14 protein-coding genes are annotated in these 13,746 nt (G+C 29.5%); 5 read left to right on the plus strand and 9 right to left on the minus strand.

Annotated features, from left to right (window positions below; all coding sequences use genetic code 11):
* Positions 1-177: 177 nt before the first annotated feature.
* The 3 genes from RSF37_RS09815 to RSF37_RS09825 form a co-directional block, all read right to left on the minus strand.
* The gene (locus tag RSF37_RS09815) at positions 178-330 is read right to left on the minus strand and encodes a hypothetical protein (protein ID WP_332564231.1); all 153 of its coding nucleotides are present in this window, start codon (positions 328-330) and stop codon (positions 178-180) included.
* A gap of 157 nt (positions 331-487) precedes the next feature.
* Entirely contained in the window at positions 488-2,854 is a 2,367-nt protein-coding gene (locus RSF37_RS09820; protein WP_332564232.1) for a cation-translocating P-type ATPase, read from the minus strand.
* Positions 2,855-2,950: 96 nt separating this feature from the next.
* A complete protein-coding gene (locus tag RSF37_RS09825) occupies positions 2,951-3,529 on the minus strand; it encodes an alpha/beta hydrolase (RefSeq protein ID WP_332564233.1) in 579 nt (192 codons plus the stop codon).
* Between the two features lie 144 nt (positions 3,530-3,673).
* On the opposite strand from RSF37_RS09825, the gene RSF37_RS09830 reads away from it, so the two are divergent.
* Positions 3,674-4,402, plus strand: coding sequence for a lysophospholipid acyltransferase family protein (locus tag RSF37_RS09830; RefSeq protein WP_332564234.1), 729 nt, complete (start codon positions 3,674-3,676; stop codon positions 4,400-4,402).
* A gap of 118 nt (positions 4,403-4,520) precedes the next feature.
* The gene (locus RSF37_RS09835; protein ID WP_332564235.1) at positions 4,521-5,276 is read left to right on the plus strand and encodes a hypothetical protein; all 756 of its coding nucleotides are present in this window, start codon (positions 4,521-4,523) and stop codon (positions 5,274-5,276) included.
* A 92-nt stretch (positions 5,277-5,368) separates the two neighbouring features.
* On the opposite strand, the gene RSF37_RS09840 is transcribed toward RSF37_RS09835, so the two are convergent.
* From RSF37_RS09840 to RSF37_RS09850, 3 genes are all read right to left on the minus strand, one after another.
* The gene (locus RSF37_RS09840) at positions 5,369-5,602 is read right to left on the minus strand and encodes a hypothetical protein (RefSeq protein WP_332564236.1); all 234 of its coding nucleotides are present in this window, start codon (positions 5,600-5,602) and stop codon (positions 5,369-5,371) included.
* Between the two features lie 120 nt (positions 5,603-5,722).
* A complete protein-coding gene (locus tag RSF37_RS09845) occupies positions 5,723-5,818 on the minus strand; it encodes a nucleotidyltransferase domain-containing protein (protein ID WP_332564237.1) in 96 nt (31 codons plus the stop codon).
* 55 nt (positions 5,819-5,873) lie between these two features.
* Positions 5,874-7,223 (minus strand): MATE family efflux transporter, encoded by a 1,350-nt coding sequence (locus tag RSF37_RS09850; RefSeq protein WP_332564238.1) that lies wholly within the window; start codon positions 7,221-7,223, stop codon positions 5,874-5,876.
* 500 nt (positions 7,224-7,723) lie between these two features.
* Here RSF37_RS09850 and RSF37_RS09855 point away from each other — a divergent pair, with 500 nt between their 5' ends.
* Positions 7,724-8,449 carry a tRNA 2-thiocytidine biosynthesis TtcA family protein gene (locus RSF37_RS09855; RefSeq protein ID WP_332564244.1) on the plus strand — a complete coding sequence of 242 codons (726 nt, stop codon included), beginning with the start codon at positions 7,724-7,726 and terminating at the stop codon, positions 8,447-8,449.
* A gap of 1 nt (position 8,450) precedes the next feature.
* Entirely contained in the window at positions 8,451-9,332 is an 882-nt protein-coding gene (locus RSF37_RS09860) for a DMT family transporter (protein ID WP_332564239.1), read from the plus strand.
* Between the two features lie 66 nt (positions 9,333-9,398).
* On the opposite strand, the gene RSF37_RS09865 is transcribed toward RSF37_RS09860, so the two are convergent.
* Together RSF37_RS09865 and RSF37_RS09870 are read right to left on the minus strand one after the other, a co-directional pair.
* On the minus strand, positions 9,399-10,193 hold the full coding sequence (locus RSF37_RS09865) for a CPBP family intramembrane glutamic endopeptidase (protein WP_332564240.1): 795 nt from the start codon (positions 10,191-10,193) through the stop codon (positions 9,399-9,401).
* Positions 10,194-10,427: 234 nt separating this feature from the next.
* Positions 10,428-11,939 carry a YfcC family protein gene (locus RSF37_RS09870; RefSeq protein ID WP_332564241.1) on the minus strand — a complete coding sequence of 504 codons (1,512 nt, stop codon included), beginning with the start codon at positions 11,937-11,939 and terminating at the stop codon, positions 10,428-10,430.
* A gap of 145 nt (positions 11,940-12,084) precedes the next feature.
* Between RSF37_RS09870 and msrA the strand changes: the two genes are divergently transcribed.
* Positions 12,085-12,558: a peptide-methionine (S)-S-oxide reductase MsrA gene (msrA, locus tag RSF37_RS09875; RefSeq protein WP_332564242.1), complete on the plus strand. Its 474-nt coding sequence runs from the start codon at positions 12,085-12,087 to the stop codon at positions 12,556-12,558.
* Positions 12,559-12,597: 39 nt separating this feature from the next.
* Here msrA and RSF37_RS09880 read toward each other — a convergent pair whose 3' ends face one another.
* Positions 12,598-13,617: a hypothetical protein gene (locus RSF37_RS09880; RefSeq protein WP_332564243.1), complete on the minus strand. Its 1,020-nt coding sequence runs from the start codon at positions 13,615-13,617 to the stop codon at positions 12,598-12,600.
* Between the last annotated feature and the right edge of the window lie 129 nt (positions 13,618-13,746).

Raw genomic sequence — 13,746 nt, forward strand, 5'->3', positions numbered from 1 at the left:
ATTTCTAATAGTTATATACTACAATGTTACTATTCCTTGGTCTAATCTATCTAAAACATAGTTAGCAAATTCATAATAATTCATATTGTGGTTAACTTTTTAATAAAACTATATCTTCTTTGATGCTTCTATTATTGCATCCTTTTCTGTCTCCCTACTTAACCCTAGATATTCACTTTAATTACCATTAATACTTAGAACATATAATTTATTATTCACTTTCACTTTATAAGTAACATTTGTTAAGCCACCATTTAATGGCTCATATGATATTTCATCAACGTTACTCCACTCAGGAATACTTTTTAATACTATATCAATATTATCCATTCTCTTCCTCCCATGCTATCAGTAATTTATAAATATTTTACTACTTATATTTTAATGATTCTAATGTATTTATTATGTATTCCCTATATATACTATAGCTTCTACTACTTTTTGTAATAGTATAAAAAAAGAGCTTAAAAAAGCTCTTTTTTCGAATCTATTGTTCCACATGTTTTCTAACTCTTACTACACTAACAATTGTTGCAAGTAAAGGAATTGACAATGCTATTGTACCTGCTGATATTAACCACTCCATTTTATTTAATCTAGTTAAACTAAATATTTCTCTTCCTATAGGTGTAATAAATGCTAATGATACTATTCCCATCATTACTACAACTAAGAAAATTTTAAATGGTGTAAGTGGCAATGCAACCTTGAATAATATTATCATACTCACCCCAGCTAGCATAAGCACAGCTAATGTCCTACAATGTTCTATATCTATTCCAGCCCTGTATGAGAATACAAAGGTTCCTGTTACGAATGCTGCTATAAGTATCCCATTTGGTATACTTGCGGTTAGTATCCTACCTAAAAAACCATGTTTTACCCTTTCAGTATTAGGAAGTAATGCTAAGAATAATGCTGGTATTCCTATTGCGCAACTTCCAACTAGTGAGAGTTGTATTGGTTGTATTGGGAATGGTAGTAACAATACTGAGAATACTACTGCAAGTATTATTGAGTAAGTTGTTTTTGATAAGAACAATTGTGCTACTCTCTCTAAGTTATTAATCTGTTGTCTTCCTTCTGCAACAACCTTTGGAAGAGCACTAAAGTTTGACTTCATAAGTACAAGCTGCGCTACCGCCTTTGTTGCATCTGATCCATTAGCCATTGCAATACCACAATCCGCTTCCTTAAGTGCTAATACATCATTAACTCCATCACCTGTCATAGCAACTGTATGACCATTTTTCTGAAGCGCTATAACTAAGTCTTTCTTTTGGTGAGGTGTTACTCTACCAAAAATACTATACTTATCAACTTCTTTTCTAAGCTCTTCCATATCAGTTGGAAGCTCTCTTGCATCAATATAATTATCTGCTCCCTCGATTCCAGCTCTCTTTCCGACAGCTGAAACTGTAACTGGATTATCTCCTGAAATTACTTTTACTTGAACTCCTTCATGTTTGAAGAATTCAATTGTTTCTGGTGCATCTGATCTAATAATATCTTCTATTAGAACTAATGCTACCTTCTCTATATCTTTATCATGATCTCCTTTTAAAGATTTTAAAGGTGATTTAGCAAGTAATAATACTCTTCTACCTTTTTTAGCCTCTTCTTCAACTTGATCTTTTATTTCAACATACTTTGCACCCATTACTATTTCTGGTGCTCCAAGTATCCACGCGCCTTCTTCTTCTAGTACAATTCCTCCCCACTTTCTCTTTGATGAGAATGGAACCTTCTCTATTATTTCAAGATTAGAATCCTCTTTATATCTATCTAATATAGCTTGTTGAGTTGGATTTTTACTTGGAAGGTTGTGTGACATACTTGCTAATATTTTATTTACTTCTTCATCTTCTATGTCTGATAAATTTACAACATCAATTAATTTTAAAGTTCCTTCCGTAACTGTACCTGTCTTATCTACACAAAGTACATCTACTCTTGCAAGAACTTCTGTTGCTGATAATTCTTGTACTAATGTATCATATTGAGATAATTTTATTATAGCAACTATGAAAGTAGCACTTGTTAATAAAACTAGTCCCTCAGGTACCATACCAATTATACCTGATACTGTTCCTATAACAGCATCTTGCCAGCTAGCATTTATAAATACTAATTGAGTTGTTGCAAGTAATACTCCAATTGGCACTATTAAAAATAATAATATTTTAAGTATTTTATTTAATGCATTTTGTAATTCTGAATTAGTTATTTTAAATCTTCTAGCTTCATCTGCAAGTTTTGAAGAATATGTATTAGCTCCAACTTTAGTAACTTTCATATATCCTTCTCCAGCAACAACGAAACTACCTGATAATATTTTATCTTCCTTTCTCTTAGGCACTGGATCAGCCTCTCCTGTTAGCATGGATTCATCTATTTCAAGTTCATCGCCTTCATACATAATCCCATCCGCTAAAATTTGATCTCCTGATGATATGTATAATATATCGTCTTTAACAATTTCTTCTATTCCAATTCGTCTAATGCTTCCGCCTCTTAGTACATTGCAATTTGCTTCACTAATTACAGACAACTTTTCTATTATGTTTTTTGCTTTAACTTCTTGTATTACCCCTATTAAACTATTTACAACTATTACCCCTGCAAATATTGCGTTTTTAGGAGAGCCTGCAATTATTACTGCTATTGCAAGCACAATATTAAGCGCATTGAACATTGTAAAAAAGTTTGCTCTTAAAATTTGTGGAAAAGTTTTTGATGGAGCCTTTGGTATTTTGTTTACCTCGCCTCTTAAAACTCTTTCTTTAACTTGTTCTTCCGTAAGTCCAACTATCTTATCGCCTACTTCTTCATTATAAGCCTCTCTGCATTCCATGGCTTTTCTCCTTTACAATCTGATTTCATAAGTAATAGTTTAATTCACTAATCTTAAGATACTCTTAAAATTTTGGAAATATATAATAAATTTATTTTAATTTCTTAATTTATTTATGCTTTCTAATATAATTCTACTGTTTTCTTTTAATTCCTCTTTCATATTTCTATCGCAATAATAAATATCATCGTATTTTAATTGAATTAAATCATTACATAGTAGAAGCTCTGCTTTTTTGTTGTCTTTAATCTTATTATAAAGATTTATTGCAGAGTTTTCTCCCTCTTTTACACCACCAATAACCCAATTGGTTATTGAAGGGTTTAATACTATTATATCCCTTCCAATTGAATTTGTATTTAAATTCTTGTGAAGTGCTGTTTCCATTATATAAACATTAATCCCTCTTTGTGCAATCTCAGACATAACTGGTATGTATGATGCTTCATCTACATTGTTTTGTGGATAAAAAATATATCCAACACAGCCCTCTCGACCTTTTGGTTTTATAACTATACTATTTCTATAGTTATTCACATCCACAAAGTCTTTATCCACAAGTGACTCCACTTTTTCTCTATCTAATTGTTGATAATTAATTTTAGAATAAACAAAAATACTTATAAAAATCATACTCATAATAATAATTAAACTTAGGAAAAATTTCTTTTTCATATACGCCACCTCTTTTTCTCTCATTATTTATTATTACCAAAATCAATATTATTTTTCATAAGCTTTCTTTAGTTCTTTAAAATTTCCATCATTTATAATATACTTTTCCTATAGCATTTATTTATATTAGAGAGGATTGGTATTATGTTTAGAACAATACTTTTCTATCCTGGCATAATTATTAGCTTAATTGTTTCTTTTATTTGTTTGTCTAGAGTTAAATATTTAGAATTTAGAGGCAAAGAAAAAGAAAAAACACAAGCCATATATAATATAACTACCCATTGGGCAAAGTTTATAATGTGGATTAGTGGAGCTAAAGTTAAAGTCTATGGAAAAGAGAACATTCCTAAAGATGAAGCTGTATTATTTGTAGGAAATCATCAAAGTAATTTTGATATTCCACTACTTCTTAGCAGTATAGATGTTCCAAGAGGATTTATAGCGAAAAAAGAATTAGAAAGCTGGCCAATTATAAGCCTGTGGATGAAGTATATTAATTGTGTCTTTATGGATAGAAGTAATATTAGAAAGTCTGCTGAGGCAATAGTTCAAGGTATTCAAACTTTAAAAAAAGGTTATTCTATGGTTATTTTTCCAGAAGGAACTAGAAGTAAAGGAAAACCAGTTGCTGATTTTAAGGCTGGTAGCTTTAAATTAGCGCTTAAGTCTAAAGTTAAAATAGTTCCAGTTACTATTAATGGTTCTTATAAACTTTTAGAAGCAAATGGTGGTAAAATTCATGGAGATAATGTTGAAGTTTATTTCCACAAGCCAATAGATGTAACGAATCTTTCTAAGGAAGAGATAGCAAATCTTCATACTGAAGTTAGAGATATTGTAGTTTCTTCTCTTCCAGAAGAACAAAGATAAATTTAGAAGCATTATTCATTAATGCTTCTTTTTTTTGATTTATTATTGTAATATTTTTCTTATATAATTGATGTATAATGGAGTAAATTACAAATTTTACGTATGGAAGGTGAGATTTATGAAAAAAATACTTATAGGAATGCTTATAGCTTCAAGCTTAGTTGTTTTAGCTGGCTGCGGTGATAATTCTAATCAAACTGCAAGTACAGAACCAAAAACTACACAAACTGAACAAGTTAAAGCACCTGCTGAATCACCAAAAACTGATTCTAAAGACGACACTGTTTCTAAGTCAAACGAAGATGCTAATAAAGACAAAACATCTGATTCTACTAAAAAAGAATCAAATGATAATGTTAAAAAAGACAGTGATAAAACTTCAAATGAAGATGCTAAGGCAAAGGATGTACATATAAAAGATACTAAGAAGGCTGTTAGTACACCTAGTAATAATTTAGTTGTTGAAAAAAGGGTTAAAAGTAAAACTACATCTTCTAATTTAGATGAAGTATCTAATTATTACGGAACATGGAAGGTGTCAGAAGTTATAGGAAGTACTCCTATTAATACTAATAGTACAGCGCCTTTAAATAAAACTATAAATATAAGTAAAGATAGTTATTCTAATAATTCTTTTGGAGTAAATATTAAAAAACCTATTTATAATATTGCAAAAGTTTCTTCTGAAGATTTCTGCAGAGGTTTTAAGATGTCATCTCTTAAAGGAACTGGTTTAAATAATGGTACTGTAACTGCACTAGATATTTCTAGTCCTGATAAGGATAATCCACAATTTGATGAAGTGTATCTTCAAGATGGATCTATTATTTATCTTGAAGGTGGTATGTTCTTTAAATGTGTTAAAGAAAAATAATTTAAATAAAAAGGCAGAAAGAATTTAAAATCCTTTCTGCCTTTTTTTATTATTTTTTATCTTTTTCTAAAAAATCTAATCTTATTTTACTATTAGTTATTTCTAAGCCTTACAACTCCCACTAAAAATCTACTTAAATTTTCATTTATAAATCCATGAATACTAGATCTCTTTATAATCTCCAATGAAGAGCATCCATCTACATATGTGTCTGACCTGACTAAATAGATTTCACACATATCTATAATATATTCTGCAAAATCCTGATAATAGCCAATTATGGCTCTTTTTAAATATATTGAATTATTTGTCTCATACTCATCCATGGCACCCTGCATTAATGCTAGCGTATCATTGGCAGTATTAAATTTTTTTGTTAAACTTTCTTTTTTATATTTATAATATGCTGCTATCTTTATCTCTCCTCATTAATTCAGTGTCTCTTGCTATCTTTTTCTCAAGCCATTCATTATTACTAGTACATCAATATCACTTTTATCTTTTATCCAATATTTAGTGCCATAACTTCCGAAAAGGGCCATTGCTATAATATAAATTAAAAGCTATGAAGTTATAAAACTTCATAGCTTTCATTAATTAAACTAAAGCTTTAACCCATTTACCCGACTTAAGCCTTGAGAATTCAAATACAATTTTAACAACTTCCTCTAAACATATTAAGAAATATACTGTTGTTATTGGTAATCCTAATGCAGTTGCTCCAATAAAGGCAATAGGAACTGCAAATCCCCATACTGTTCCAGCTTGTACTAACATTGAGTAAGTAGTATCTCCGCCACCTCTAAATACTCCAATAATCATAACAACATTAAAGAATCTTATAGGACAAAAGATTGCCATAATATATAAAACATTTAATGTATCCTGATAAGTTTGAGCTGTAACATTAAATGGTGCTATTATTAATCTAGCTGAAATAAATATTGCAAGACCAATTAAAAGACCTATTATAGGAGATAACATCCCTATTTTCTTTGAATAATCAACTGCAACATCATCCTCATCAGCACCAATTTTATTACCAACCATAATAGATGCCGCCGTTGCAAGACCTATACACAGCACCATAAACATATTGTTAATAGTCGTTGCTATTTGCATTGTAGCAACTGCGCTTGTACCTATTTGTGCATAAGCAATTGAAAATGCTGTCATACCAAATGACCAAACAAGCTCATTTATTATTGTTGGTGTCGCTGTCTTAAAGTATTTTTTTATAAATATCTTATCAAAACTGAACATTTCTTTTAAGTTTGCAGCAACTCTATTTTTCTTAACATATACTGCAAGAACTATAAATGCCATTTCAATTCCACGAGCTATTGTTGTTGCAAGTGCAGCTCCACCAACACCCATTTTAGGCATTCCTAAATTACCAAATATAAATAACCAGTTTAAAAATGCATTACTTAAAACACCTATCAAACTTGCATACATAGGTAACTTTGGCTGCTCTGTACTTCTAAGTGCAGAAGAAAATGCCATAGTGAAATTAGTAAATATGTAACTTACTGAAACTATTCTTAAATACTCGCCTCCAAGTTCTATAACCCTTGGATCATTAGATAATATGCCCATAATAGGCTCTGCAAAAAATAATGCTCCTATACCAAAAATAATTGTAGCTATAAATCCAACTGATATATCAAGACCTAATACACTCTTAATTTTCTTCTCGTCACGCTTCCCCCAATATTGAGCCATAAATACACTCGCACCAGCATTTATACCAGTTAAAGTTAACATGAAAATAAAGAAATATTGATTCGCAAGTCCAACTGATGCTATAGCATCTTCTCCAAGTTTTCCAATCATTAAGTTATCAACTAAGTTTAACGATGATGTTATAAAACTTTGAAGAGTTATTGGTAATGCTAGTGTTATCATGGTTTTAATGAATTTCTTATCTTTAAAAATCCCTTTCATCTTATCCTCCCTTTCGCACAAAAAAAGAGCACACGGGTTAGTCTAGCCGCCCGTCTGCTCAAATAAACTTCACTATAATGTTGTGCATTTATTATTTTCTAATATTTAATAAACTATGTCAATAGTTAATATTATATTAATAAATTTTAAATTTAATTAATATTTCACCTATAAGGATTTTTATGTAATTTTTGTATTCTTTTGTTATTAAGGTTAAAGAAAGTATATATCAACTAATATACAAAGATACAAATTTCACAATTCAATTAATTTACATATTTTATATAATTTTCTTAATGGTAAATTGCTTATTAATATTACTTTATTTAGTAAATATCACACTTATACTTATAATTTCTAATAATCATTTTACTTTATAACTATCTCTGCCTATTTTTTCTTCCATCCTCTCCCTCCCCTTAACTTTTTTCTTTTAATGCTGTACAATATAAAGGTTGATTTTTATAAAATCTTTACAAAAGGTGGTGTTTTTTATGGTTATGCAGAAGCTTTTAAGTAAAGCTAGACAAGCTATAAATGACTTTAGTTTAATTGAAAATGGTGACAAAATAGCTGTTGGACTATCTGGTGGAAAAGATAGCCTTACCTTATTACATATTTTAAAGAATTATCAGCGTTTTTCTCCTCAAAAATTCGATCTTATTGCAATAACATTAAATCCTGGCAGTGTTGATAACACTCCACTCCATGAACTTTGCAAAAATATTGACGTAGAATATTATGAAATACAAACAAATATAACAGAAATTGTATTTGATATTAGAAAAGAGAAAAATCCTTGCTCCCTTTGTGCTAATTTAAGGCGTGGTGCATTAAATGACAATGCCAAGAGATTAGGTTGCAACAAAGTGGCTCTTGGCCATCATAAAGATGATGCTATAGAAACATTAATGCTTTCTATAAGCTATGAAGGTAGAATCAATTGTTTCTCACCTAAAAGCACAATGGAAAAGTATGATATAACATTAATAAGACCTATGGTATATATAGATGAGTCTATGATAAAAAAAGCTGTTAAACTCTTTAACTATCCTGTTATTCATAACCCTTGTCCTGCTGATGGTAAGACTAAAAGACAAGATGTAAAAGAACTTATAATGACAATGGACAAGCAAATGCCTGGCTTTAAGAAAAGTCTATTTAGTTGTTTAAACAATTCTGAGCAACTATTTATATGGGATAAAGATACTGTTAGGAGGATGTAAATTGAACAATTCAAATACTAAAGGAAAAGCTATACTTTTTATGATATTAGCTTCTTTCTTTTTCACTACAATGAATGTATTTGGTAAGTTAGCTTCTGGAGTTACCCCTTACCAAAAGACATTTTTAACAAATGCTGTTGCGACAGTTATTGTTTGCGTAATTATATTTAAAAGAGGTGCCTCATTTTTTGGGCATAAAGGAACTCGAAAGTATTTATTTTTAAGAGGAATTATGGGAACTGTATCTATTTGTGCATTTTATTTTTCATTAGATTATTTACTATTATCTGATGCTACAATGCTTAATAAATTAAGTCCATTCTTTGCAATTATTTGTTCTTTCCTTTACTTAAAAGAAAAGCTTACTATAAAGCAAGCTATTTTCTTAGTTTTAGCTTTCTCAGGAAGCTTATTTGTAATTAAGCCTCACTTTGATGCTTCAATCATACCATCACTTATGGGTGTTATTGCTGCTGCATGTGCTGGTCTTGCTTATACAATGATTAGAGTTATTGGTGATAAAGAAGATTTCTTCACTGTTATTCTTTCATTTACGGGAATTGCAACAATTGTTTGTTTACCTTTTATGTTTATCGATACTGAAGGTTTAACTATAGCAAATATAAGCTATATGGTCCTTGCTGGGCTGTGTTTTGTTCTAGGACAAGTATTCCTTACACTAGCTTATAGAAATGCTCCTGCAAGCGAAATATCAATGTTTGACTATGTAGGTTTAATTATAGCTGCATTTTATGGATTTATATTATTTAGAGAAATTCCAGATTATTTATCTATAATAGGTTATTTTATTATAATATTAGCCTCATTCTTAAATATAATTTCAGCAAAGAAAAAAACTATTACTGTAGAGGAAAGTGTTTAATCACTTTCCTCTTTTTTTGCATAAAAAAGAGAGGCTTAAAAAAAAGCCTCTCCATACTTATTAATTTTAAATACTTCTATTTAATCTTAATCCAAAGTTTTTTGTTATTTTTGTTCCTGCAAATGCAATACATACTAGTGCTAAAACTATGCATATGTACACGCTTATTGGGAATGCAGTATATAATTCATTAAGTACTAACACACCAAATAGGTTATATATTATATGTACTAATATGCTTCCATATAATGAATCTGTATAAACATATATTAATCCAAGTACTAATCCTAATATAAAAGTATAAATTCCTTGAACCATATTTCCATGCATTAAAGCAAATATTAAAGCTTGTACCCCTACAGCTATCGGTAATTTATATCTATCTCTTAAGTATCCAAATATAACACCTCTAAATATAATTTCCTCACATATAGGAATAAGTATTATAACTGTAATCAATCCCCAAATTGATGCTTTTGTTGATAATAGCATATTCTGAACTTCATTATAACTTGTAAATATTGTGCTTAGTATTCCTGCTACCATGCATAATACTACTGTTAACCCAAATGATAACATTGCTATGTATAAGAAATCTTTCTTTCCTACTTTCTTGAATCTACATTTCATTATAGATCCTCTCTTTATTAATAACGCTATTATGAATATTACATTACTAATGAGTGAAATTAAGTAACTATTAGCTACTACATAATCAGTAATTTCTTTAGCTGTTACTTTAGTTAGCCCATGTTGAACACTATATGCAAAACCAAAAGCTCCTCCAACAATAGTAGTAATTATGCTATAAACTATATAAAGCACTACTAAAAACCCTATTGTTTTTAAAATTTTATTCATTTGTTGTCCCCCTTTATTTTTACACTAATTCAATATAATTGAATATTTTGTTTTTCTAGATTAGAATAGCATAATTTGTATGTATAATATTTCAATTTATAGAAGGTTTACAAATAGTTTCCTTTTTGTTCTAATTTTGCGAGTATATTTTTTATGTATACATAAAAATATTCAAATAGAAAAAGCTATGTTAAGTTTGAAACCTAACATAGCTTTTTCTATTTGAATATATGTTTAAAAATGTACTTGGATTAAAAGAAGTACTCCTGCAAATATTGCGATATAAATCATTAATGGAGTAATAAATTTAAGCCATTTATTATAAGTTACATCTACCATTGCTAAGGTTGCTAGTATAAGTCCTGTTGGTGTTATAAAGGAAATTAATCCTTGACCAAATTGATAAGAACTTACGATAACATCTCTTGGTAATCCAACAGTATCTGCAAGTGGTGCCATGATTGGAATTGCAAGTACTGCAAGACCTGATGATGATGGTATGAAGAATCCTAATATAATGAATATAATAAGCATTAATATTATGAATACTGAACCATTCATTCCATTTACCATTCCAGATAAACTATTTAGTATAGTGTCTGAAATTTGACCATTTTCAAGAACTAAGTTAATTGATCTTGCAACACCAATTATTAATGCTACTCCTACAAGATCAGCTGCTCCTGCTACAAAATTGCTTACAAAAGCTTTTTCTCCAAGTCCTGAAATAAATCCAAGTATTATTCCTACTACAAGGAATAATGCAGTCATTTCAGTGAACCACCAACTTTTTGCTGCTACACCGTAAATCATTACTACAAATGCTAATGCAAATATTATAAGCATTAGTTTTAATCTGAAAGTAAATTCTGGCACGTCTTTAGCTGATTCATGAAGATATTTTGTTTCTATCTCTTCTTTTTGATCGTAAATAAGTGATTTTGTTGGATCTTTCTTTACTTTATTTGCGTATCTAAGTATATAGAATAATGTTATAACTACTGAAATTACAAGTCCTACTGTTCTAAATGATAATCCTTCTGTAAAGTTAATTCCTGCCGCATTGGAAGCAATAACTGATGAAAAAGGATTTACAGTTGAGAACATAGTACCAACAGCTGATCCCATATATATGGTTGCGATACAAACCATTGCATCATACCCCGATGCTATAAATATAGGAATCAGTATAGGATACAGAGCTATTGTTTCTTCTGCAAGTCCAAAGGTTGTTCCTCCAATAGCTATTAAAACAGTTAATAAAACTATTAGTAAGTATTCTCTTCCTTTTGTTGCTTTAGAAAGCGCTGCAATACCTGCATTAAATGCTCCTGTTACATTTAGTATTCCAATAACTCCTCCAATTACTAGTATGAACATAATTATTTCTATTGTATTATATGTTCCTTCTATTGGAGCTTTTATAACATCCACAAATCCTTGAGGTTTTTGTTCAACCCTCTCGTATGTGTTTGGTATAGCTATTGGCTTATTTATGCTACCATCAACAAACTTATCTAAACCAATCTTTATTCCAAGTTTATCTAATGTACCATTAGTAGCATCTTCCTTAATTGTATCTCCAGTTGGAGTTGTTACAATAAAAACCTTTTCTTCTGAGTTATAAGCTAGTTTTGAGTAAGCTCCTGCCGGTATTATATAAGTTAAAATAGCGGATAATATAAGTACTATAAATAATACGGTAAAAGCGGTTGGGAAACTTAGTTTCTTTTTTTTCTTTTTCATAGTCACTCCTCCTTTGTTTTATGTATATTATTGCGATTATACCAAACTTTCGTTAAGAAATAATGAACAGTTAGGGTCTTTTACTTGAATTTTTATGCAGTGTTATTATAATAATAAAAAAGAGTTTTAGGAGGTATTAAAATTTATGAAAGAAATATTTGTAGCAGGTGGTTGTTTTTGGGGAGTTCAAGAATTTATGTCCCGATTGGATGGTGTTATAAGTACTGAAGTAGGCTATGCCAACGGAAGAACAGATAATCCAACCTATGAGGATATATGCAACAATAATACTTATTATGCAGAAGTATGCAAGATAATATACAACGAGAATAAAATCTCTCTAAAGGACATTTTAAAAGAATTTTGGAGCATTATTAATCCGACAGTTTTAAATAAACAAGGCAATGACGTAGGTAGTCAGTATAGAACTGGCATTTACTATACTGATAAAAATGATATTGAAATTATAGAAGACAGTAAGGCAGATGAACAGAAGAATTATTCTAAGAAAATAGTTACCGAAATTAAGCCTTTAGAAAAATATTATAAAGCTGAAGAATATCATCAAGATTATCTTAAGAAAAACCCAGGTGGCTATTGCCATATAAAATTAGATTAAAAATAAGTAGAGAGGAGTTTTATTAAAACTCCTCTCTACTTATTTTGCTGCCCTTATAGTTTCTGTAATTATATTAGCTTGTCTCCTTAATTTTTTATAAAGATCATATTGTGAATTATTAGGATTCATTCCTACGTCGGTTGTACCCCCCATTATATACTTAACACCGTTTATTGTTTTATAAACTGTATCATCAAACATACTATGCATACCATCATCCTTTTGTACAAAAAGAAGAGTTCCTATTTCTCCATTATCAGCTACAAAACAGAATGTCATACCACTTCCGTCCTTATATGTGTCTACTTTATAACGACCTTTCCATGAAGCTGGTATTTCCATCTGTAATCCTAATTGCTTATTAGTATAATTTATATTTTTAGTACTCTCTTGCACTTTATTTTGATTCTTCTTATTTTCGGCTGCTTTCTTATTTTCAGCTGATTTCTTTTCTTCTACAGCCTTCTTTGCTGCAGTTTCTTCTCTTTCTCTCTTAACCTTTTCTTCAGCTTCCTTCTTTTTTATTTCTTCTAATCTTTCATTTATAATTTTTTTATAATTATTTAGCTTATCCTCCTGCTCTTTTAATCCGTCTTTTGTATCTATTTTATTAGCCTCATTTTGAGCTTCTGCATATTTTTTATCTTTAATTAAGGAATCAATATTTTGTAATTTAGCATCTATATCTTTTATTATTTTATCTTTTTTATCTACTTCATCTTTCAGTTTATCTATATCATCTTTTATTGAATATTTATTATATGCTTCTGGTATTTTACTTAGATAATCTTTTGCTCCATCTATATTATTTTTTTCAAATTCTTTCTTTGCATCTTCATAGTTACTTATTATTGTAACAAGATCTTGAGCTTCTATGTTATTTCCATCTTCTCTTATTACTTCCTCGAAATCTTCTTTTGCTTCATCATATTTACCAGCATTCAGTGCTGTAATACCTGATTCTAACTGCCTTTTTATTTCGCCACTTTTGCATCCAATTAGTGTAGTAATTCCTATTATTCCTACAACCGTTAAAGCTATTATTTTTTTATTTTTCATCTCTACTATCTCCTTTTCCTTTGATTTAACCACATTCTAATAATAATGTTTATTAGTGTATTAAAACTGAACATTTTGTACATTTTTGTTCAAATAAAGTAAAAAAGTATTTTTTTATATATAATTTTT

Source organism: Clostridium sp. (assembly GCF_036643715.1).
Lineage (GTDB): Bacteria > Bacillota > Clostridia > Clostridiales > Clostridiaceae > Clostridium.

Excerpts from the sequence above, each read along its gene's own strand:
- RSF37_RS09815 (WP_332564231.1), bottom strand. The coding sequence starts at position 330 with ATGGATAATATTGATATAGTATTAAAAAGTATTCCTGAGTGGAGTAAC.
- RSF37_RS09820 (WP_332564232.1), bottom strand. The coding sequence starts at position 2,854 with ATGGAATGCAGAGAGGCTTATAATGAAGAAGTAGGCGATAAGATAGTT.
- RSF37_RS09825 (WP_332564233.1), bottom strand. The coding sequence starts at position 3,529 with ATGAAAAAGAAATTTTTCCTAAGTTTAATTATTATTATGAGTATGATT.
- RSF37_RS09830 (WP_332564234.1), top strand. The coding sequence starts at position 3,674 with ATGTTTAGAACAATACTTTTCTATCCTGGCATAATTATTAGCTTAATT.
- RSF37_RS09835 (WP_332564235.1), top strand. The coding sequence starts at position 4,521 with ATGAAAAAAATACTTATAGGAATGCTTATAGCTTCAAGCTTAGTTGTT.
- RSF37_RS09840 (WP_332564236.1), bottom strand. The coding sequence starts at position 5,602 with ATGGATGAGTATGAGACAAATAATTCAATATATTTAAAAAGAGCCATA.
- RSF37_RS09845 (WP_332564237.1), bottom strand. The coding sequence starts at position 5,818 with ATGGCCCTTTTCGGAAGTTATGGCACTAAATATTGGATAAAAGATAAA.
- RSF37_RS09850 (WP_332564238.1), bottom strand. The coding sequence starts at position 7,223 with ATGAAAGGGATTTTTAAAGATAAGAAATTCATTAAAACCATGATAACA.
- RSF37_RS09855 (WP_332564244.1), top strand. The coding sequence starts at position 7,724 with ATGCAGAAGCTTTTAAGTAAAGCTAGACAAGCTATAAATGACTTTAGT.
- RSF37_RS09865 (WP_332564240.1), bottom strand. The coding sequence starts at position 10,193 with ATGAATAAAATTTTAAAAACAATAGGGTTTTTAGTAGTGCTTTATATA.
- RSF37_RS09870 (WP_332564241.1), bottom strand. The coding sequence starts at position 11,939 with ATGAAAAAGAAAAAAAAGAAACTAAGTTTCCCAACCGCTTTTACCGTA.
- msrA (WP_332564242.1), top strand. The coding sequence starts at position 12,085 with ATGAAAGAAATATTTGTAGCAGGTGGTTGTTTTTGGGGAGTTCAAGAA.
- RSF37_RS09880 (WP_332564243.1), bottom strand. The coding sequence starts at position 13,617 with ATGAAAAATAAAAAAATAATAGCTTTAACGGTTGTAGGAATAATAGGA.